General features: G+C 60.8%; 9 protein-coding genes and 3 pseudogenes. 6 read left to right on the top strand and 6 right to left on the bottom strand.

The genetic code is table 11. The annotated features are described in order from the left end of the window. Positions 1-83: 83 nt before the first annotated feature. From WT16_RS26955 to WT16_RS26935, 5 genes and pseudogenes are all read right to left on the bottom strand, one after another. A pseudogene (locus WT16_RS26955) lies at positions 84-578 on the bottom strand (ATP-binding protein); the annotation flags it as partial. Positions 579-785: 207 nt separating this feature from the next. Next, on the bottom strand, positions 786-2,216 hold the full coding sequence (locus WT16_RS26950; RefSeq protein WP_063534617.1) for an HD domain-containing phosphohydrolase: 1,431 nt from the start codon (positions 2,214-2,216) through the stop codon (positions 786-788). Positions 2,217-2,496: 280 nt separating this feature from the next. Continuing rightward, positions 2,497-3,498, bottom strand: coding sequence for a patatin-like phospholipase family protein (locus WT16_RS26945; RefSeq protein WP_063534616.1), 1,002 nt, complete (start codon positions 3,496-3,498; stop codon positions 2,497-2,499). A 427-nt stretch (positions 3,499-3,925) separates the two neighbouring features. After that, positions 3,926-4,404: pseudogene (locus WT16_RS34125) on the bottom strand (MFS transporter); the annotation flags it as partial. Between the two features lie 61 nt (positions 4,405-4,465). Then, complete coding sequence (locus WT16_RS26935) at positions 4,466-6,817, bottom strand: cytochrome P450/oxidoreductase (RefSeq protein ID WP_063534615.1); 2,352 nt, start codon at positions 6,815-6,817, stop codon at positions 4,466-4,468. 115 nt (positions 6,818-6,932) lie between these two features. Between WT16_RS26935 and WT16_RS26930 the strand changes: the two are divergent. The 6 genes and pseudogenes from WT16_RS26930 to WT16_RS26905 all read left to right on the top strand — a co-directional run. Then, positions 6,933-7,576 (top strand): annotated as a pseudogene (locus tag WT16_RS26930) (helix-turn-helix domain-containing protein); the annotation flags it as partial. 141 nt (positions 7,577-7,717) lie between these two features. Then, complete coding sequence (locus WT16_RS26925; protein ID WP_063534614.1) at positions 7,718-8,971, top strand: MFS transporter; 1,254 nt, start codon at positions 7,718-7,720, stop codon at positions 8,969-8,971. 400 nt (positions 8,972-9,371) lie between these two features. Continuing rightward, positions 9,372-11,564, top strand: coding sequence for a glycoside hydrolase family 3 C-terminal domain-containing protein (locus WT16_RS26920; protein ID WP_006028696.1), 2,193 nt, complete (start codon positions 9,372-9,374; stop codon positions 11,562-11,564). 468 nt (positions 11,565-12,032) lie between these two features. After that, positions 12,033-12,524 carry a DUF1842 domain-containing protein gene (locus WT16_RS26915; RefSeq protein WP_063534613.1) on the top strand — a complete coding sequence of 164 codons (492 nt, stop codon included), beginning with the start codon at positions 12,033-12,035 and terminating at the stop codon, positions 12,522-12,524. 412 nt (positions 12,525-12,936) lie between these two features. Then, positions 12,937-14,367 (top strand): amidase, encoded by a 1,431-nt coding sequence (locus tag WT16_RS26910; protein WP_063534612.1) that lies wholly within the window; start codon positions 12,937-12,939, stop codon positions 14,365-14,367. A gap of 251 nt (positions 14,368-14,618) precedes the next feature. After that, the gene (locus WT16_RS26905; RefSeq protein ID WP_231892116.1) at positions 14,619-15,665 is read left to right on the top strand and encodes an ISL3 family transposase; all 1,047 of its coding nucleotides are present in this window, start codon (positions 14,619-14,621) and stop codon (positions 15,663-15,665) included. Here the strand turns inward: WT16_RS26905 and WT16_RS34120 are convergent. Next, a complete protein-coding gene (locus WT16_RS34120) occupies positions 15,612-22,913 on the bottom strand; it encodes a M91 family zinc metallopeptidase (RefSeq protein ID WP_197486514.1) in 7,302 nt (2,433 codons plus the stop codon). The genes WT16_RS26905 and WT16_RS34120 overlap by 54 nt on opposite strands. Positions 22,914-22,973 lie beyond the last annotated feature (60 nt).

The raw sequence follows: 22,973 nt of genomic DNA, 5'->3' as shown, positions 1-22,973 counted from the left end.
AATCGGTTCGAACGTGCGCACCGAAAGCGCGCATGTCATCGGCGCCAGCGCCGCTGCCGCACACTCGGCGCATCCGGCACGCACACCGATAGCCCGAGCCCCGTGCCCTTGCCGACCGGCTTCGTCATATGGAACGGATCGAAGATCTTCGCGAGCCGGTCCGCCGGAATGCCCACGCCCGTATCCTCGATCGCGATCGTCACGCCGTCGCCGTCCCGGCGCGTGCGGATCGTGATCGTGCCGCGCTCGGCAATTGCGTGCGCGGCGTTCATCAGCAGGTTCATCACGACCTGGTTCAACTGCGACGGCATGCATTCGACGGCCGGCAGCTCGCCGTAATCCTTGACGACCTCCGCCTCGTACTTCAGCTCGTTGCGCACGACGTTCAGCGTCGCCTTCAATCCCTCGTGGATGTCGGCGAAGTTCCATTCCTCGCTGCCCGCCCGCGAGAAGTCGCGCAGGTCCTGCACGATCCGCCGCACGCGCGGCGCGCCCTCGATCGATTCGTCGATCAGCGTTCCGATGTCCCCGCGCAGGTAATCGAGATCGACTTCCTCGTGCGCGGCGCGCAGGCGAGCCCGCTCGCGATCGTGAACGTCTGCAGCGATTCGAGCAGCGCGGTCTCGGCCGTGAACAGCGCGCGCGGCAGCGCTTGTCGAGTGCACGGCGGGAATCGAAGAGGACAACGAGGTCACGCCAGATCTCCCCTTCATCAGACGGCGTCAAACGCGCCGATGTCTTCGTGGCCGGGCGCGGCGCCGATCGCCGCCGCGGGCCGCGATGCGTCAATCGAGCAGGCCGCGCGGCGGCGGCTCGCCGCTTCCCGCATCGACGAAAATCACGAACGGCGCCACTTCGTTCGCTTCGAAACGGCGCACCTGCGCGGCCTGATGCGACGACACGACGCTGCCCTTCGTCATCAGCAGGATGCCACGGCTGTTGTGCAGGTCGTCGGCAAGCCGCATGCCTTCCGCGAGTTGCGAAGCGTTGATTCGCGATACGCTCGCGCGCCGGTCGAGCGCCGGCGATTCTTTCGAGAGCGCGACGAACCGGTCGACGACGCGCGCGTCGTAGCGCAGGCCGGCTTGCGAGACGAGCACCGCCATCGCCTGCTGCACGGTGTACAGCCGCTTGAACATGCTGCCGCTGCACAGCGCGTCGAAGTCGCGCGCGACGGCCAGAATGCGCGAGCCGAGCGGAATCGCGTTGGCGGCGAGTCCGTCGGGCGTGCCGCGCCCGTCGAACCGCTCGTATTGATGATGGATCAGGTGCGCGACGCGGCCGAGCTGCTGAACCGGCGTGAGCACCATCTGCGCGCGCAACGGGTGCTGGAAATAGAGCCGGCTCTCGTCCGGCGCCATCCGGTCGAGCGGCTTGTGCAGCAGCTCGTCCGGCAACGACAGCTTGCCGATGCCGTGCAGCAGCCCCGCGAAGAACAGCTCCTGCGCTTGCCAGCCGCTCATGCCGAGCGCGAGCGCCAGATTGCGCGCCGCCTCGCCGACTCGCTGCGATTCGCCGCCGGGCGCGCCGCAGCGCAGCTCGATCATGTTCGCGCACGCCTGAACCATCGCGGTGAAATTGTGCGTCAGGTCGCGCTGCGCGTCTTCGAGAAACAGCATCGTCTGGCGGATCTCCTCGACGCGCGCCTGCACCTGCGCTTCGAGCCCCGCGTTGAACGCGCGCAACGCATCGTTCTGCTTGCGCGTGAGCGCGTCGAGCCGCGCGGTCTCGCGGCGCAGGCGCTGCTGCTCGAGCGCCTGCTCGACGGTCAGCAACAGGTCGTGATCGTCCCACGGCTTCGTCAGGTACCGGTAGATGCCCGCTTCGTTGATCGTGCGCACCGCCGAATCGATTTCGGAATAACCGGTCAGCAGAATGCGCATCGTGTCCGGATGCCGTTCGCCCACGCGCGCGAGAAATTCCGCGCCGCTCATCCGCGGCATCCGCATATCGGACACGACCACGTCGACTTCGCCCGCGGCCAGCAGGGCGAGCGCCGCTTCGCCGCTGTCGGCGCACAGCATCCGGTAACGCTTCGGGCGGAACACGCGCTTGAGCGACGACAGCACGCTCGGCTCGTCGTCGACGAGCAGCACGACCGGCTCGTCGGCGGGCGCGTCGCCCGCCGCACACGCCGGCCGTGCGTCGTCCTCCCCGGCGGACCCGTTGCTGTGTATCGATATCGAAGGACTGCTCGCTTTCGCTCGTTCGCTCATGATGCCCTCATTCCCGATTTCTCTTTTTCTTGGATATCGGCAGCGCGAACGATCAGGCGCACTAGGGAAAACGTGGGAGATACCGGAAAACGCGAGAAGCGCCGCGTGCGAATCACTCAATCTCAGTCATCCCGACGATTGGACATAATCGGCTTCAGTCTCATTCAATTCGTTAAACGGCTATTTAACGCACTATTTTCGCATTCGCTTTTCATTCCGCTTCATTCAAGACTGGAACCGTCTTCGTCGTCCATCTTTCGCGAGCGATTCGCGCGCGGCGTCAGCGCCAGTTCGCGTCGACCCACTGGCAGACGCCCTCCCACGCCGGCGTCTTCATGTACGCGGCCGTTTCGCTCTCCAGCAGCGGCGCCTTGCGCCAGTCGTCGAGCCCGACCGTTTCGCCGAGCACGAAATTCGCGCGCCGGTAGCATCCGCCGAGCAATTGCGTCGCCTGCTGCGTCGCGAGCATCGCGGTCGTATCGAGTGTGAGACCGAGCAGCGCCGATGCCGGCACATCGTGGCTCTCGAGGGGCCAAAACCACGTCGTCACGCCCCATCTGAGCGGATCGCCGATCGCGCTCGGGCGGATTCCTTCCTGACTGATGCCGGTGCCGAGCGACAGCACCCGCAAATTGCCGAGCTCGCCGCCGAGACGGCTCGCAAGCGCCTCGGAAACGGCCGTCATCGAAGGATTGTTCGCGAACAGACCGCCGTCCGCGAAATAGCCGAGCGACGGCACTTCGTACGGCGGAAAATACGAAGGCGCGGCCGACGTCGCGAGCGCCGCGTCGACGAGCGCGACATGGCGATACGCATTGCCGCTCGCGTTCGAGAACGTGCATGCGGACCAACTGCGCAGCGCCGGGTCCCATAGCCGTGACGAATTGATGACGGTCAGCCTGCGCAACTCGGTCAGATCGCCGCCGCGCAGCAGTTCCTGCGCGATGCGCTTGAGCCCGGTGTTCACGTACTGGCACGCGAAAAGCCCTGGCCCGGCGGACGCGGCGAAGCTCGCCGCGCCCGTCGCGATCGTCTCTCTCTGCTCAAGCCACGCGCCGCTCTCCTGGAATATCTCGGCTCCCCGGTTCCGGTAGACGTCGACGACTTCGGAAATCGACACGCCGCGCGCAAGCGCGAGCGCGAGCAGGCCGCCCGTCGACGTGCCGGCGAAGCCGTCCGCCTTCGCCAGGACCCCGCTGCGTCGATCGAGATCCTGAATGAGCAACGCGGTGATCAATCCCCTGATGCCGCCACCGTCGCAACTGAGAATCTTGAATGCCATCGCGGTTCTCCTCGGCTCGTGAAATTCGTGAAATGCAGGTGCGGATGCTTCCGAACGAACGCGGCGCCGCCGCGCAGGCGCACATCGGATGCAGCACGCATTCGATCGCGCTTGCGCGTTGACATCGCCGTGTCAATCCGGCTCGGCATTTCATTCGGATCAACCTATTGCGATCGCTTCGCCGCAATAGCGGCTTCGCGGACCGCCGGCTGCAATCGCGTTGTCGATGCCGGACACCCGCTCCCGTCTCGCTCGCGTCGACGCGAATCGCGAATCGCGTATCGCGCGGCGACGCATATTCTTAAATTAGGATGCGCGAGACGCTTTGACCAGGCCGCGACGCAACGATTCGATGCCGGCGCGCTCGACGTTCGGCGCATCGCGCACGGTGGGCGCCGCCGGCGATCTACGGGGCCGGCCTCGCCCCGGAGCCGCCGACGAAGAACGCGGCTCGCCAGCCGACGTGCGGAATCAGCGCCGCGGTGATGAGCCCGCCCGCCACGCCGCCCACGGTGAAGCCGCACGATACGATCATCATCAGCGATACGCGGATGCGCCGCGGACTGTATTCGCCGGCGAGCGCCATCGCGTTCGGCATGATGCAGCCGAGCCCGAGCCCCGCTGCGAAGCGCCGATCAGCACCGGACGCCGGCCGATCCGATCGGCAAGCGCGCTGAACACGAGCGAGCCGATCAGCATGCCGAACAATCCGGCGCCAAACACGGGCGACAGCGCCTCCTTCGCAATCCCCCATTCGCGGATCACGACGGGCGCGACGTAGCCCATCGCCTGCACGTCGAAACCGTCCATCACGAGGCACGCCGCGCACAGCGCGACGATCGCCCATTGATATGCGCCGAAGCGGCGGTTGTCGAGCATCTCGCGCACGTCCACTCGCGTCGTCATTCGTCGTTTCCTTGTCATGTCGCCGTCGTCGTCCGCGCTGCACCGGGCAAAGGGTTTCGCGCTACAGCTCGAGCACGAGCCTCCCGCGCTTCGCGCGCGAACAGCATGCCATCATGCGCGTGTTCGCCGCGCGCTCGCCCGCGCTCAGCACGCTGTCGCGATGATCGACCTCGCCCGCGAGCACACGCACCTCGCACGAGCCGCACAGCCCTTCCTCGCAATCGCTCTGCACGTCGACGTTCGCGGCGCGCAGCGTCGCCAGCAACGAGCGGTTCGCGGGCACCGTCAGCGTGAGCCCCGAATCCTTCAGCTCGACTTCGAACGGTTGCTCGGCGGCCGGATCGACGCGCGGCGCGGCGGCCGCGAAATGCTCGACGCGCAGCGCGTCCGCCGGCCAATGCGCGGCGCGGGCGGCGAGCGCGTCGAGCATGCGCGCGGGTCCGCACGCATAGACCTGCGTGCCGGGCGCGACGTCGAGCGTGGAGAAATCGTGCCGCGTGCCTTCGTCCGACACGTGCAGGCGAAGCCGCCCGCCATGCAGCGCGGCGAGCGCGTCGACGAACGCCATCGTCCGGCGGCTTCGGCCGCAGTAATGCAGCGTGTAGTCGATGCCGAGCGCACGCGCTTCGCGCGCGATCGCGCCGATCGGCGTGATGCCGATGCCGCCCGCGATCAGGATCGTGCGGCCCGCGTGCGCGTCGAGCCGGAAATGGTTGCGCGGCCCGCGAATCGTCACGCGCATGCCGGGCCGCAGCCGCTCGTGCATCCAGGCGGAGCCGCCGCGGCTCGCCGGCTCGCGCAGCACCGCGATCTCGTATGCGCCGCGCTCGGCCGGATCGCCGCACAGCGAATACTGTCGGGAAAGGCCGGTATCCCCGCATTCGACGTCGATATGCGCGCCCGCGCTCCAGCGCGGCAGCGCCGCGCCGTCGGGCGCGACGAGGCGCACGCGCAGCACGCGCTCGGCCGCGGGCGTCACGCTGTCGACGCACAATGCGCGCCCCGCGCTGCGCGCGTTCGATTCGCCGATCCGCACGGCGAGCGCCGAGCGCCGCGCATCCGCGCGACGCCGCTCCGGATTCGCGGCCGGGTCCCACTCGACCCACAGATGCTCCGGACCGCGAAACGATGTGTTCGGCATGTACGTGAAGCGCTGCTCGGCAAGCCGCATGTGCGGCAGGCGGCGCGTCAGCTCGTCGATGAAGATCTGCATCTCCATCCGCGCGAGATGCTTGCCCATGCACTGATGCGAGCCATAGCCGAACGTCAGGTGATCGGCGCAATCGTCGCGGTGGATGTCGAACAGGTCCGGATCGGCGAAGCGGCGCTCGTCGCGATTCGCCGACGACGTGACGATCAGCAGCTTCGCGCCGGCGGGAATCGCCACGCCGCCGACCATCGTGTCGCACGTCGCGATCCGCCGCCATGCGGCGATCGAGCCATTGTGGCGCAGGCATTCGTCGACCGCGTTCGGAATCAGTGAAGGGGCTTCGCACAGCTCGCGCCACGCGCGCGGATGCTGAAGCAGCAGCTTCAGCGCATTCGCTGTGGCGTTCGCGGTGGTTTCGTGCGCCGCGACGATGCCCGCCATCATCATCGAATGCAGGTACGAATCGGTGACGATGTCCGGATGCTCGCGTTGCATGCGGATGCCGAACTGCATCCAGCCAGGCCCCGAAGGATCCTCGCGCATCCTCTCGAGCACCTTGCCCGCGTACTGCCAGAACTGCCCGACCGCGTGCGCGACCGCGACCTGCTCGTCGGGCCGCGGCCTTCCCCACGTGTTGACGGTGTGCGCGATCGAGTACTGGCGCAGCGTGTCCATGTCCTCTTCGGGCACGCCGAGGAAATGCAGCGCGACCGTGAGCGGCACTTCCCACAGCATCTGGTCGACGAGGTCCGCGCGGCCGTCGTCGACGAAGCGGTCAACGTATTCGCGCGCGAGCCGCCGCACCATCGGCTCGTGCGCGCGCAGCGCATCGGGCGTGAACGGCTCGATCAGCAGACGCCGCCGCGCCATGTGCCCGGGCTCGTCCTCGTTGACGAGCGTGCGGTTCATCGCATAGCCATACGATGCGAGCACCGCGTTTGCGTCGGCGCCCGTCGGCGTGATCTTCTCGAGCGCGATCGACGGGCTGAACGTCCGGTTATCGCGGAAGATCGCCTTGATGTCATCGTAGCGCGCGACCACCCAGTAGCCGAGCTTCGGACTGTAGAACACGGGCTCCTGCTCGCGCGCCCAGCGCACATATTCGGGCGGGTCCTGCTGATAGGCGTCGTCGAACGGATCGAATGCCGCCGCCGCCGCGCTCGCCGGGCAACCGGCTGGATGCGGGGCGACGTCCGCCGAAGCGGGATGGAACGGACACTGCGCGGCAGGCAAAGCCGGCGGCGTGGACACGGGATGCGTCATGGCAGTCCTCCAGTGGTCGAATCACATTTTGCGTAACTCTAGTACGCATTGCGCAAAGCAATGATCGAGGGGTTAACCTGCATCGCATTCCTATCGTAGTCACGCGGCGGGCGCAGTGCGCCTGCCGGCGACGCTCCACCACTCCGCACGACGCACTACAATCCCCGGATGACGAAAAAGGCCCCTACCCTGAAACCCGCGAGAGCCATCCGTACCCGAACGCGCGATGCGACCGCGTCCGCCGCCGATCCGTCCGCTCCGCGCGAGCGCCGGCAGCGCGTGCAAGCGGCCGCGACCGGCATGGCGGTGCTCAAGGGGCTGGCCCGGCTCGGCGAACGCGCGACGCTGACGGCGCTCGCGGCGCACGTCGACGAGAGTCCGGCGAAGGTGCATCGCTATCTGGCGAGCCTGATCGAGGAAGGCTTCGTGTCGCAGGACCGCGGCACGCAGCAGTACTGCCTCGGCACCGAGGCGTTGCTGATCGGCGTCGCCGCAATGCGCCAGGCCGAGCCGATCCGCGCGGCGGAGCCCGCGCTCGTGCGGCTGCGCGAGACGCTCGCGCTGACGTGCTTCGTCGCGGTGATGGGCAATCGCGGGCCGACGATCCTGCGCATCGAGGAACCGGGGCTGCCCGTGATCGTCAACGTGCGCGCGGGTTCGGTGCTGTCGCTGCTCGGGTCCGCGACGGGGCGGCTGTTTCTCGGCCTGCTCGACGACTCGACGATCGATGCGATGGCTCAGGCGGAACTCGCGGCCGCGCTGCGGCGGGAAGCCGACGCAACGAGCGCGGCGCTCGGTTATCGACGGCAGGCGTAGCGTTCGCGTTCGTCGCGTTGCCGATCGAGCAATGCGCTGAAAACTCGGCGTGCGCGCGGCGCCGCCATCCAATCGGAGGTCGTGTTGACGTCAATCGCGGAACCCTCGCAGGCAAGCGAAGCCATCGGCAATCGCAATACCGCCGTTCTCGTCGTCTTCACCGCCCTGACGAATCTCGCCGATGGCGTGACCAAGGTCGCGCTGCCGTTGATGGCGACCACGCTCACGCACTCCCCCGCGCGGGTCTCGGGCGTGTCGCTGACGCTGACGCTGCCGTGGCTGCTCGTCGCGCTTCACGTCGGCGTGCTGGTGGACCGCGTCGATCGCCGCGCGCTACTGTGGATCGCGAACGCGATGCGCATTGCCGCGATAGCGCTGCTCGTCGCCCTGCTGCTGTCCGGCCGCGTCACGCTCCCGATGTTGTACGCAAGCGGCCTGACGCTCGGCGTCGCCGAGGTCGTCGCGCTCACTTCCGCGGCCGCATTGATTCCCGACGCCGTCGCGCCCTCGGGCCGTGAGCGCGCCAACGCGTGGATCGCCGGCGCGGAAACCGTCTGCAACGAATTCTGCGGCCCGCTCGCCGGTGGAATGCTGGTCGCGGCCGGCACGGCGATCGCACTCGGCGCCGTCTCCGTCGGCTATTTCGCCGGCATCGTCACGCTATTTTTCCTGATCGGGCGGTTTCGCGTCGCGCATGCGGCGCACGCGCGCCCGGAGCCCGTGCGCCGGCAGATTGCCGAAGGGCTCGGATGCCTGTGGCATCAGCCGCTGCTCCGGCTGATGGCCGTCGCGCTGACGGTGCTCTGCATGTGCTGGGGCGCATGGCTCGCGCTGATGCCGCTGTTCGCGACGACGACCCTGGGTCTCGACTCGCGCGGCTACGGCGTGACGGTCAGTGCGCTCGGCATCGGCGGCTTCGTCGGCGCACTGACCGTCGCCTCGCTGAATCGCCGCTTCGGGCGGCGCGCCGTCATGCTGACGGATCTGCTCGGCACGTTCGCGATGATGGCCGTGCCGGTCCTGAGCACGAATCTGTGGGCCATCGCGGCGAGCGCATTCGCGGGCGGCCTGGGCGGCACGCTGTGGACGGTCAATGCAAGAACGATCAGCCAGCATCTCGTGCCGGGGCCGCTGCTCGGACGGTACAACGCGGCGGCTCGCCTGTTCAGTTGGGGAGCGATGCCGATCGGCGCGGGCCTCGCCGGCGCGATCGCGGAGCCGCTGGGCATGCGCGCCGCGTTCGCGGTGCTCGCCTTCGCAACCTTGCTGCTGATCGTGCCGTTCCTGCGCGTCGCTGCGACAGAATCGCTGCAGGTCGGCCTGGAACGTCGGCATTGAATCCGCCGCCAACCCGACGACGATTCGGCAACCAAAACATCGTTCGACAGCGCGCCGCCAGCCACGAAGCCGCTCGGCCGAGCGCAGATCCATTGCGCACGCGCGGCCCAATCTTCGCGAATCCAAAACGGCATCGATCGATAACCAAATCGTTCAAAAGTTTACTTGTAGTCAGTCTACTTATGCGCTATCACTAACCCTGAAGTTTTGCTACATCTCCACGCGCCCGCCGTTCGCGCCGAATGCTTCACCGGCTGCGCCCGGCTGCCCGCGACGCATGATCGAGTTTCATCCGTCACACGCTTGACGACGCAACGTCGCTACGGCGAGCCCACGCTCGCGCGGCGTGACGTGTCGCGCCAAGCGCCAGAACGAAACAGGCATTCACGGAGACAAACCCATGCACGCAAAACACTTTTCCGTCGCCCTTCTTTCCGCCACGCTGTGCGTTTTCTCGCATGCCGCCGAAAACGGCGCGTCGTCGAAGGACTTCGCCTTTCAGGACGATTTCGCGCTTCGCCGCGCAGACCTGCTGGTTCGCCAGATGACGCTCGACGAGAAGCTGCAGCTCATTCATTCGAAGTACCAAATGAGCGACGTGCCAGGCGGCGGCGCAGGCTTCATCCAGGGTATTCCGCGGCTTCGCATTCCCGATCTGAACATGGTGGATTCGGCGACGGGCTCGGGCAGCACGTCGCAGCCGAGCACGACGTTTCCGGCGACGATCGGGCTCGCGGCGAGCTGGGATAAACGCCTTTCGTATGCATTCGGCGCGGTGATCGCCGGTCAGTTGCGCGCGCAAGGATTCGCGATGGGCCTGGGCGGCGGCACCAACCTCGCGCGCGAGCCGCGCGGCGGGCGCCTGTTCGAGTATCTCGGCGAAGATCCCGTTCTCGCCGGCGAGATGCTCGCGGCACGCACGCGCGGCACGCAGGACCGCAAGGTGATCGCGACGATCAAGCACTACGTCGGCAACGAACAGGAAACGAACCGGATGGGCGGCAACGACCAGATCGACGAACGCACGCTGCGCGAGCTCTATCTGCTGCCGTTCGAAATCGCGATGAAGGCCGCGCGCCCCGGCAACGTGATGTGCAGCTACAACCGCATCAATGGCGACTATGCCTGCGAGAACACACACGTGCTCACCGACGTGCTCAAGAACGAATGGCGCTTCCAGGGACAGGTGCAGTCCGACTGGGGCGCCGCGCACAGCACCGCGAACGCGATCAACGCCGGGCTCGACGAAGAGGAAGACGTCGGGCCGACCGTGTTCCTCACGCCCGATCTCGTCAAGCAGGCGCTCGCGAATCGCGAGATCACGCCGGCGCGTCTCGACGACATGGTCCGGCGCAAGCTCTACGCGATGATCCGCACGGGCGTCATGGACGATCCGCCGCAAGGTGGCGGCGCGATCGATTTCGCCGCGGCCAATCGATTTGCCCAGTATGCGGCGGAACAGTCGATCGTGCTCCTGAAAAATCAGGATCGCCAACTTCCGCTCGACGCCGCGAGCCTGAAGCGGATCGCGGTGATCGGCGGCCATGCGGATGCGGCCGTGCTGACGGGCGGCGGATCGGGCAATACGCGGCATCCCGTCACCGGCGCGTTCGCCGGATGCGGCGGCCTGACGTTCCCGACGACGACGGGCTGCAACTGGTGGCCGAATCCGTGGCTGAAGCTCGACGTGCCGATCGTCCAGGCGATCCGCAACCTCGCGCCGGGCGCGACGGTCGCTTTCGCCGGAAACAGCGACCAGCAATCGCCGTTCGCCGCGTATACGCAGCAGCAGATCGATGCGGCCGTCGATCTGGCGCGGCGCTCGGACGTGGCGATCGTCTTCGTCACGCAAGCGGCCGGCGAGGATTTCGGCGAGTTGCGCAGCCTCGCGCTCGCGAATCCGACAAATCAGGACGCGCTCGTCCAGGCGGTCGCGCAGGCCAATCCGCGCGTGATCGTCGTCGTCGAGAGCGGCAATCCGGTGCTGATGCCGTGGCGCGACCAGGTGAGCGCGATCCTTCAGGCATGGTTCCCCGGCGAAGGCGGCGGGAACGCGATTGCCAACGTGCTGTTCGGCAAGGTCAACCCGTCCGGCAAGCTGCCCGTCACGTTCCCGGTGCGAGACGAGGACACGCCGACCTGGGGCGCCGGCGGCACGCTCGCGCCGAACCCCGTCTACTCGGAAAAGCTGAAGATCGGCTATCGCTGGTACGACGCGAATCGCATCGCGCCGATGTTCCCGTTCGGTCATGGCCTGTCGTACACGCACTTCTCGTATTCCGGGCTGGAAGTGAAGCAGCACCCGGATGCGACGACGGTGTCGTTCACGCTCACCAACGACGGCACGGTCGCCGGCGCCGAAGTGCCGCAGGTCTATCTCGGCGATCTCGACGACCCGCAGGAGCCGCCGAAGCGCCTCGTCGGATGGGACAAGGTGGGCCTGCGCGCAGGCGAAGCGCGGCGCGTGCGCATCGTGATTCCTTCCGAGATGCGGCGCGTGTGGGATACGAACCGGAACGGATGGACGCTCGCGAACGGCGGACGCATTTACGTGGGAGCGTCTTCGCGCGATATTCGACTTCAGCAGCCGTGACGGTGACGACGGATGGCGGCGGCGCCGCCATCCGATCGGCAATCCGACGCGATCGTCAGGAATGCTCAGGACGCCGGCCATCCGGAATCGGCCATCGAGCGCACGCCTCTTCTTGTTCCCCCTTCTTGCTCCTCTTCCGCGTTCTCTCGATTTCCTCCCGCTCTTCTCCGCATCGGACTACCAGAACTTGTAGTTTCCCCCCGCACCTTTCCCACCTACGATGGTTCCCGCAAGCGCACCGCCGACACAAGATGCGCATATCCCGTAAAAACGAGGAAGCAAGACCTATCCAATCAAACAGAAAATCAAATTGCAAACCGCGATGTCGATCGACATGCGTCTCGTCAAGGCGATTCCCGTTTCACGAACTCAAGCATGGCCCGTCTGCAAAGGGCCGACACCCGGCGCGACTGGAGCCGCCGAATCGGCACGACGGTCGTCGTCACCATCAAGATAGGAGTTCGCATCATGGCTACCACCACCGAAGAAGACGTCCTGCTGCACATCGTTCACAACGTCTACAGCGTGACGGGCGGAGAAGTGACTCCGTCGTCCGTCTCGGCCCCGACCGTCGAGCTCAAGCTGCATTTCGACGATCAAAGCCATCGCATCACCGGCTTCGGCCGCATCGCCTGGGGCAAGAACAAGCCGCCCAAGGTCACGTCGGAATTCGTCGATCTCATCATCCACGGTGACTTCGGCTATTTCCCGCCGGTCAAGAAGCAACGCGATCCGAATTTTCCGGTCAAGACCCAGCAGATCAATCTGGTCGGCTATCCGAACCTGCACTGGAATCCGCACTGGGGGATCGGCCCGCAACTTCCGATCATCTTCCACCTGAACGCGGTGATTCCCGTGGGCTCCCAGTCGGGGTACGCGGCGTACAACTATGGCGTCCCCAGCGATCCGGAAAACAACGTTTCCGTGACCGATGCGACGATTCGCCATTTGCTGTTCTGATCGCGCGGGCGGATCGTTCGCATTCGGACGGCATTCGGCTATCCGGCGCAGGCGGCCGTACCGGATGCGATGAGCGATGACGGATCGCGCGCCGGCGAAGCGAATTCGCCGGCGCGCGATCATTTTCGGAAGCGAGAGCCGAGGGAATCGACAGAACGATCGCCGCGGCGATGCCTGCGTCGTTCTCGTGATTCGCGACGATTGTTGCAATCGTCGCCGATCGAATATCGACGTTGCGTTGTCGCGGCGCCGTCGTTGTTCCGTTCGATCGTCAAATCGAGAGATGATGGCACTCGTGCCGCAAACCGGCTCAGCCGTTCGACGTCTCGAGCCGACAGATACGCGCGGGCTCGACGACGATCGATTGTCGTCCGTGGGCCGCTCCCTTTTGTGCGATCAGGAGCCTATAGCCATGCACGAGAATTTCGAGTATCTCGGCCTGCTGGACGTATCGTCGCAATTGCGGCAAGGGCGCCTGTCTCCGGTGGAACTGACGCAGGCGATGCTCGCACGCATCGCGCAACTCAATCCGCATCTGAACGCATACAACCGTGTCACGGCGGAATCCGCGCTCGCCGACGCTCGACGCGCCGAGCAGGAAATCGCGCGCGGAATCGATCGGGGGCCGCTACACGGCATTCCCGTCGCCATCAAAGACATCTTCGACATGAAGGGCGTCCCGACGACGGCCGGCATGAGCATTCACGCGAACGCCGTCGCCGACGAAGATGCGACGGTCGTCCGGCGTTTGCGAAACGCCGGCGCGGTGATGCTCGGCAAGCTGTCGATGACCGAGGGCGCGTATGCGGAGCACCGCACGCCGTTCGCGGCTCCGCGCAATCCGTGGCATGACGCGTACTGGCCCGGCGCGTCGTCCAGCGGCAGCGCCGTCGCCATCTGCGCGGGACTCTGTTACGCCGCGCTCGCATCGGAAACCGGCGGATCGATCCGGCTTCCCGCGGCAGCCAACGGCGTCACCGGCATCAAGCCTACATGGGGCCGCGTCTCCCGCCATCGGACCTTCGAACTCGCCGCGACGCTCGATCATGTCGGCGTCATTGCACGCTCCGCCGCCGACGCGGCCGCCGTCCTCGGAGCGATCGCGGGCACGGACCCTGCCGATCCGACGACATCCCGATTGCCCGTCCCCGATTTCTCGAACGCGCTGACTCGCGATCTGAAAGGCATCCGGCTCGGCGTGGACGATTCGTGGCTCGGCGCTCGCCTCGACGACGCGACCGAGCACGCGATATCGAACGCCATCGCGGTACTGCGCGAACTCGGCGCGGAAATCGTCGCCGTGACATTGCCCGACGTGAGCGACATGATCCGGGATTGGTTCCCGGTCTGCGCCGTGCAAACGGCGCTTGCACACGAGGCCACGTATCCGTCGCGCAAGGACGAATACAGTGCGAGCCTCGCCGCGCTGATCGAACAGGGCCGCGCACTTTCCGGAATGGCGCTCCAGCGATTGCTCCTGCGACGTGAGGTCTTCCGGGGCAAGCTCGCGGCCGTGTTCGACGTCGTCGACATCGTGGCCCTGCCGGTGCTCGCTGGCGGCGTGCCGACGATCGAGCGGATGTCGAAGGTCGACGACGCTTTGATTGCGGATCTCCATCGGTTTACATGCCCGTTCAACATGGCGGGCATTCCATCCATCGTTCTGCCGTGCGGCATGTCCGCGAACGGGTTGCCGCTGGTGTTTCAGATGATCGGCGCGCACTTTTCCGAAGCCAGGCTCGCGTGCGTTGCGGATGCGTATCAAGCGGCGACGGAATGGCACCTGCGACACCCGAGGATGTCGGGCACCAGCGCGATCGAACAGAAAAACTCACGCCGCTGATGCGGGAAACAACCGGCATCGAATCCGCCCGCGAGCGGCTGCGCCTCCCGGGTTTGAAGCCCGCTCGCTTCGCCAAAGGCGACGGCGTCCGTGCGGGAACGGACATCGGAGCATGCAATCACGAGCCGTAGCGAATACGAGCACGTGTACGCCGCCGGCTCAACTGCTTTCCACCTTAAAAAAGAAGCCTCTGTTGAATTCTGAGTGGGTGGTATGGTCCGATTTTTCGCATAACAAGACGAAGGGAAGTCATGCATAGTCAGTTGTTCGAAGCCGCATTGGGTGTGAGCGATCCGTGGTTCGTGAGCGGCGTCGATTTCGACGCGGCCGCCAAACGGCTGACGATTCAGATCGACTTCACTGCCGGCACCCGCTTTCCGTATCCGGAAGTGGCCGGCGCGCATCCCGTGCATGACACTGTCGTCAAGCGCTACCGGCACCTGAACTTCTTTCAGCACGACTGCTATCTCGAAGTGCGCACGCCGCGCGTGAAGCTGCCCGATGGCCGCGTCGCGCTCGTCGAGCCCGGTTGGGCCAGCAAGCTCAGCGGCTTCACGCTGCTGTTCGAGGCGATGGTGCTCACGCTCGCCCAGCAGATGCCTTTTGCCGCGGTGGCCCGCGCCGTTGGCGAGTCGTGGCACCGCGTGCACGCGATCTGCAAGCGCTACGTCGAGCTGGCGTTGGCCGAGATTGATCTGTCGGACGTGACGAGCGCCGCCGTCGACGAGACTTCCTACAAGCGCGGGCACAACTATCTGACGCTCGTGGCCGACGCCAAACAACGCAAGGTCGTGTTCGTTACCGAAGGCCGGGACGCCGCCACCATCGAGCAGTTCGCCGCCCATCTGCAAGCGCACAACGCCACCGGGCAAATCACCTCGGTCAGCATCGACATGTCGCCGGCCTTCATCAAGGGCGTCAGCGAGCACCTGCCCAACGCCCGCATCACCTTCGACAAATTCCACGTCGTCGCTCAGGCATCGTTTGCTCTGGACAAGACGCGGCGGCTCGAACAGAAGACCGACCCGGACCTCAAGGGCCTGCGCTGGGCACTGCTCAAGGACCGCGACCGGCTGAGCGTGGCGCAGCGTGCCGATCTGGACGCGCTCGTTGCCAACATCACGACCAAGCGCACCGCCCGGGCCTGGCTCTATCCTTCGATTCAATCAACCCGCATGCGGCATAACCCACTTAAATTTCAGCAGAGCCTCAGGAGTTGGAGCCTCCACCAAATTCGGGGCGATTCATGTCGTTTTTTTCTGGGGCCTTATAATTCTTATTTTTACTATACGGTCTGAAGTCCCAGTATGCACAACACTTATAGGCCTGTCGACATCGCTTTCGGTCAGGCTTCTTCTCGGAGTGCTACCGAGTGGCATACCATCGCCTCCAGGAATCCCAGAGTGACTCACATCCACCATACTTTCTCCGAAGATGTGCATATAAAAACCAATAATCCACTTCGGAGAAAATCGCGCAAATACAGCGGGCACATCTCCTGAAAATCTTTCCGGCAGCGTGCCTGAAATCAATTGATTCAATTCTGCATTAGTCACCGCTGTTCTTACCTTGCGGATAAAATCAATTATCTCCTGAATATCCTCTGAGCTTAGATTTTCATTACCGAAGTAATGCTGCAGAATCGTCTGCAGCTCGGCCTTCGCATCTGGATCATCTGAATCCATGATCTCCTTGAGGTCAGACAGATTATTTTCCGCGTTCTCAAGTGCGGTCCGAGCCTCATCAGCGTCATAATCCAATTTCCCCGCGTAGATGCCCACTCCGCCCAATAACAACATACCTCCAATCAGCACGCCGGCCTTTGCTTTTGAATGCGATGGTATGTCTTGCATAAGACGAAGAAATACCTGCCCGAAAGCGTCGGTGGAAGGACGGGTATTGGTCAGATCGTTACCTGTAATCATAGGATCGCGTGAATCGCGTGCTGACTGCCCTGGCATCAACGTACTGCTATCGGTGGGGTAGACTGGACGCGTCGCCGGACGATTTTTCCCTGTCCCTGTGAAACCATTGATGTAACGCGTTGCCGCATTGCCGGTCTGTGCAGTATCGCCTGCCGAGCTCCTCCCCAGACTCATCGCATTGAAACCATTGGGGATCACTGTCCGCCCCCTGCGTCTCCTTCTTCCCCTGGTACTACCGCCTGCAGATGATCTTGTATTACCAGAGATGTGCGCCAAGGAATAGGTTTCGGTATTGCCTGCCTGGGTTGATGAGGAACCGCTGATACCCAGTCTCCGTCTGATCGAAAGCACAGCTTCGGATACATGAAAAGCGGCAGCATTACCCCCGTTCGACACTGCGCTTGCGACTGGATTGCGGTACGGTTCGGAAAATGAACCGTCATCAGGATCGGTGCCTCTTCTCGGGGTGAATTTTCCAGAATATCCTTTAACCCTCACCTGCAATTTATTGGCTATCGCCTGGGCCTGAGACAACGGCCCCAGCGTGTTGCCATAACAGGATTGCAGTTCGATATATCTGATATCCTGCAATTTGATCCCCTTGGAATCAAGATAGTCACGAATCACTGCTGCGACGCCATCAGCAGTATAATGACCAGTGTCTCCAGGGTAGCCGTGAGCCCGAACAATCACGGTACTGTCATTGGGTCCCATTTCGATATAACTGTCTTCACCGAAGGGTTTGTGAAAACGGCCGCCCTGTTGAGGAGATTGCTCACTATTTACCGCCCCGCCATTGTCAAGAGGGTAGACCATATCACTACTCTCTTTCTGAACTCCGGCGGTTCCTTTTTGCGCAGCAGATGTGCCAGGTTGCGGCTCTAAATCAAAAAGCAAAGATCCTTTTGTCGATGTTTTTCCTGCCGATGTAATGTTATCACCTCTATCGGCTCCTTGACGCTCGGTATCGAGCTTTCTGGAAGAACTGTTATTCGGGGTACCTCCTGGCTTGCTGTCAATTTTACCGTTAGCAATCGAAAGCGCCCGCTCGCCAGAAAGTTTAGAGGGGCCATCTTCTCCTTGAGTGTGCCTGACATAAGTCTCTTGCACTTCACTGGCTGACGTAAAGGTAAAAACAGACTGTGAGGCGGCAACATCACCCTGGTGGTTAAAATACTGATTAAATAAGTTAATTCTATCTCCATCCATTTTATGCTTGTAATGGCTTTTAGAGACATGTTCGCCAATGTTATTATATTCATCAGACGCATCCGAGCCATTAAGTGCAAGTAAAAAGTCAGAACCATTGACTTGATACAGGTAAATACCATTCTTATCCACGTGCACATAAACCACATGATCATAATGAATGGTTCCATCCGGCCGGCGTTCTCCAACATGCATAAAACCAGATTCAGTGATATTGGCGGAGGCAAAATTTGTCATAGGTTGTTTATTCTGCAAGCCAAATACCTGGCGATAATTATCAGAATCCATTATTTCACCACGATCGTTGGGCCTGGCCACTTTATTGATCAACCAATCATTCGCCCCGAAACTAATGACTCCGGCTTGTTGTGCATCATTAAATGCGCCCCGATAACACGCTAAACTGTAACCGGAGGGATCTCGCTTACTAGCCCGGTTAATTTGTGCATCCAGGTCAGTCGAGCGTAACTTACCCCTGCCTCTGAAGCGCCAAACGGCTTCCTGTAACCACCATCCTTTTTCCCAGGTATCGCCATTATTTCGGGAAACTTCAAATACGCCATTGCGCACTCTTCCTTGCATGACATTTGCAAAGAATTTAAATTTCTTGAATTTTTCATTAGGCACCTCGCTTTTAATTCTTGAAAAATATTGTTCCGGATCACCTTCATTTTCCACATGCCTAGTAAATTCAGCCTCAGCATCCGGCCTGGTTCTTTTCTGGTCTTGTACCACGGTATTGGGCTCCCGGGGGACGCTATCCTTTCGTGCTCCTCCCTCTTCCGGCAGTTTAGACTTGCCACCGGCGTTTTGCAGCGCAAACGCGAGCATATGAACATTGCTGCCCTTTTTCCAGGTGACCCCACCATCAAGGGATATCTCGATCGATTTTCCTTTTTTTCTACCCAGCATTTCTGTCTGGCCGATCTTGAATTTTCGCCCTGATGCAGCGCGGGAATGATTTGGCTTTGAAATTTCTTGACCTTTTGCGACAGAGGGGGATTCCTGTGGTTTAACAGAGATTCCTGCCTGAGTCTTACCCTCTGTGCTCGATCCCTTCTTACCCAAACGGGACCACATTTCCCGCGAAATATTACGAGCCTCTACACTGTTCATGCCCGTTGCAATTAAGGCCTGGTAAATCGCCAGCGGATCCCCGGTTTCTATGGCCTGCTTTATGGCGTACCCCATCTCGGTCAGATCAACCGTTTTTCTTCCAATCTGGAATAAAAATTTAAAACCTTTCTCTCCTGCCTTGCTGAATTTCCCTATACGACCGGCGACTTTCCCGCCAGGGATACAATTAAGAACCAGGCCAGCCACCTCTAAGGGATCGGGATCCTTACCCTCCGCCAAATCCGCGGTAATTCCCGCCACGGATTGCGCGACACCAAGGACAATTCCTGCACCGGTAAACGAGGTGACCGCCCCCACAGTCGTATCAATCCACGCCCCAATGTATTTCGCCTGCTCAACTCTGTTCTCTGTGGTTTCTATGCTGTCGCCGCTAACATGGCTGACGACCAGTTGCCCTTGTCCGGCAAGCGTTGCAAACGGGCGCGAAAAAGCTCGCAGATATTCTGCCGGTGTTAGTGCAGCCCAGGTAAATTCCAGCTTATAGGCCACCGGAGTGGCACTCACATCTAGATCCGGTATCTGAGAGCCAACGATGGCTTTTTGCACCACATGCCTGTTGTGGTCTATCGTTGGGCGTTTTTTGTATTTATCTTCGATACCCACGGCAAGCTGCTCGGAAAGTTCATAAATATTTTTTGCCGTCGGGCTGTTGTAGTTGAAGTATTGATTAAAATCCCAGGTCCCTCGCCTGATATGATCAAAGGCCTGAAACCCGTTGCTGCGCCATAATCCCGCTTCGTGGGCATTGTCTGGAAGATTAGATCTCAACCCAGATTCAATATCACTGCCACGCTTGACATAAGCGTAGGGTTGATTCTCGTTATCCAGATTGACAAGTATGCCGGATTTGGCGCCAGGACTATCAGGAATAAAAAAAGCGTTCGTCGCGGTGTAGCCATAGAAATCAACGGGGACGACGCATGATATTCCAATTCTCGCATTATAAGCATTTCTTTGAGCCTGCTCAGGCAGCGCATTATCATTTTGAATTTGCATCAGTATATTGTTTATAGCATACAAATACGTTAATCTTTTTTTATCTTTCGACAGTTTCTTGTATTCATGGTTGTCAATCAATCGTTCAAAATCATTGCGCGCTCTACGTCTTTGCGGAGCATAACGCGCAACGTCATGATCGCTTTCACCATGAAATTCAGTGAATGGTCTTATTATGACTTTCTGTTCGCGAGATTCATAAAATTCTCTTCGGTAATCATTCTCATCCAGGCGATTTGGATCGGATGGGATGATAGTGTCGTGTCCGGCATCTTCGGCATATAAGTGTAGCAGTTCATGGAAAAGCACGATACTGGGGTGTAAATCACGCCAATCTTCGATGTGTTCTTCTCGATCGCTACCGTAATAGGTATTATAGGGGTCAAAATAAACGACATTCCCGACAACGCGACTACCGAAATAATGCCGACCATCCTGCTCTGTTCTCAGCCAATCTTCATGATGCGGCGGACGTATCTCAATCACATGATGCTTTAGCTTCTCTAGCAGGGCACGCCCTGACGGATGTTTCTGAAGTTCTTCAATATGCTGGCGAACGGCAGAACGGAATTCGCGATCTCCCTCTATCAAGATAACGCCACCATTATTGAGTATAATCCCCCCTCTGCCCTCCTCATCTTCCGCTGACAGTTGCGTATCTCTCTCCTCGGGAATGATATCTCCTGGCCGCAAAGGTGATATCTCCCTGCGTATCCCTTTAAACCCGCTCATGAACACGCCTTCCATTGCACTATCAAATGCCATCCCTTTCAGTGAACTAATTTTAATTTTTTCACTCTTCTTGCCTTGTGTCATTCTTTCATAGACAGCGCTGAATGTTTTTTCTTTAGATTCCACATGGTGATTATAGATTGTCGCCCCAGCCGTGACCCCCGCCCCTATCCCTAACTTGATAACCCCTGGCAGAGGGGCCGTCACCAGATTAAAGCCAAGGTGCGTCAACTTTTTCCCCAGCATGCCATAGATGGCCTTGTAAGGTCTGTCCTGACCAGGCATCGTGTAATTATTTATCTTGTTAACTTTATAAGGGATCTTTATTGTCGCCTTGAGAACCTTATATGGCATCCTGATCATGCTCGCCAGACCAACGGTGACCGTGTCCAACGCCTGTTCAAAACTTAACTCGACAACCAGACGTGCGGTGCCTCTCGTGACACTTTTTTGCCCCCAACTGACGATAAATTCAACAAGGTTCTTTTCTAGTGCCACGTACTCATCAGGGCTCATGGGCAACTTCAGCTCATCATCTCTGGCGTTTTCAAGCTCACCGGCAAGCCGTGTAGCAAAGAGGTAGCCCTCAGGGTCGCCGGTTGAAAGCGTAGCGTCAAGCAGCCCCTTGTTTTTCAGTGAGGTAAACACCCCCTCTACATCAGGCACCTGCCAATTGCTGCGGCTCCGCTCTTTGGCAAGATTTGCCCAGTGTTTGGCAAGCCGTGCGCCACGTGAATGCTCATCCAGAGGCCTCTCGGTGAACCATATTGACTTTGTCGATATATATTCCTTGACTTTTATCGCCAGTAATTGCGCCTTGTTAGCCTGTTTTTTGGCTTCGATAAAATCGCGTGCGGGGTGTTCGGCCGCCAGCATGGCTTTTTCCAGGGCTGCAACGGCACCTGTTAGGTCCTTGGCAATATCAGGCAGAAGTTTATTAACCGCCTTTAGAGGGGCGGCAATATCAGAAGAAAGCGGTTCATCAAGCATTTTCTCGACGGCAATCCGCTGCCGATTAAGCACATCCTGAATACTCTCCTGCGTTTTACCGAAACGCGCCACTATCTTGCGGGCGTTGGCGATATCACTGTCCAGCAACTGGCTTAGCACGGTCAGCTTTGCTGCCATTTGACCTTCCGGTTTCTCCTGCTCAATCCTGTCATGTACCCATTGCCTGACCTGAGTATAAACATCATCTTCACTCGACTCATTGGCCGAAATATCACTGTCCTCCTTTTCATTCCCATTGTCATATGTCATTGCGCCAGAGAGAAACAGGCCCTTTATTTTTTTCAGTTCTGCTACTTTTGACAATATCGCCCCACTGGCGTACTGAATTTTTATTGCCGGCTGTTGCCATTGCCATAAGATACTTCTGGTGATGGAATCGGCAATGACATTCTCGGGTGTCTTTGATGGGGTTGCTGTTGTATGCCCGTGCTGTATGACTCGGGCAGCCCTTCTCCCATACTTTGAAGCTAGGGTCCCCGCGATAGCGAGCTGTAACTTTCCCTTCTTAAAATTGGCCTTGAGTTTATGGGGAGAGGTCTTTAACCATTGCAAAGGCGTGGCTGTCTCATCATACGTTTTCCCTATCATCTCGGGAACGGCATCCGGGCCTGACGACATCAGCCCTTTCGTCAATTCTCCGGACAGGCGCTGGAGAAAGGTCGCGATGTCACTAAAGAAAGCCTGAGCGCTCCCCGACAGTTCGCGGGCTTTCTTGTTGGCTTTCTCTGCATCACGGCGTGCCGTCTCTATCACAGCGCCAAAGGTTGCCGGTTTGTCGGCTTCCCAAGCCGTCACTCTGGCATGCATGAGCGCGGACCAAGCGGCGTTATCTGCAGCATTCGCCATCATCCGCCCTAGGGCCTGCGTCACTGCCGCCTCGTCGTCGGAGGCGAAAGCGTTGGTGAGTTCGGAGACAAGCACTTCGCGCACAGCATCTTGCAGATTTTTCGGCGTGCTGTAGTCCACAATTGACCCTAACGCATGGGCAACACGGGTCAGCGTTTGCAAGGTCGACTCCAGCCGCCTTACCAGCGCCTGGGCCGCGTTCCGGCTCCCCAACGTGTCAGCCCCCCCTGCCACGGTGCTTTTGCTCGGCAGTTCATTTTTAACCCAGTCCTGAATCACGCTCCCCGAAAGCCGGTCAATGAACCGTTCAAGCTTGCGGATTTGCTCCAGCAGCCATGACTGGTCAAGACGGCCTTCCAGGGGTGCATGGAGGTATATCAGGGGCTTGACAGCGGCTATGGCTTCCCGGAGCTGTGTAAATAATATGGGGTCAACCTCGGGCACCTGACTGTTGTACCCCTTGCGCCTAAACTCTTGTGCTTCGTGTAAATGCGCCTTGCGGATAAACGAGAAAAAGTCATCATCGTTGCTCCCGGCCTGCCACCGCGGCGGCGAAAGTTTCCCCCCCTCATCGGATGGGAATGAGCCTGCTTCATCCTGACCATAGCCATACCATTGAGACATCGCATCCACTTTCTCCTTCGTGCGATCAACAGTCCGCGTTTCTTTCTCGAAAGTGTTATTTCCCATTTGGCCCCCCCAGGACAAAGTGAATACGGTTGATCTGAACCGCCCCGGATTTGGTGTGGG

Origin of the sequence: Burkholderia sp. MSMB1589WGS (assembly GCF_001636105.1) — a bacterium.
GTDB classification, from domain to species: domain Bacteria; phylum Pseudomonadota; class Gammaproteobacteria; order Burkholderiales; family Burkholderiaceae; genus Burkholderia; species Burkholderia humptydooensis.
This window is presented reverse-complemented; position numbering and strand designations above follow the sequence as displayed.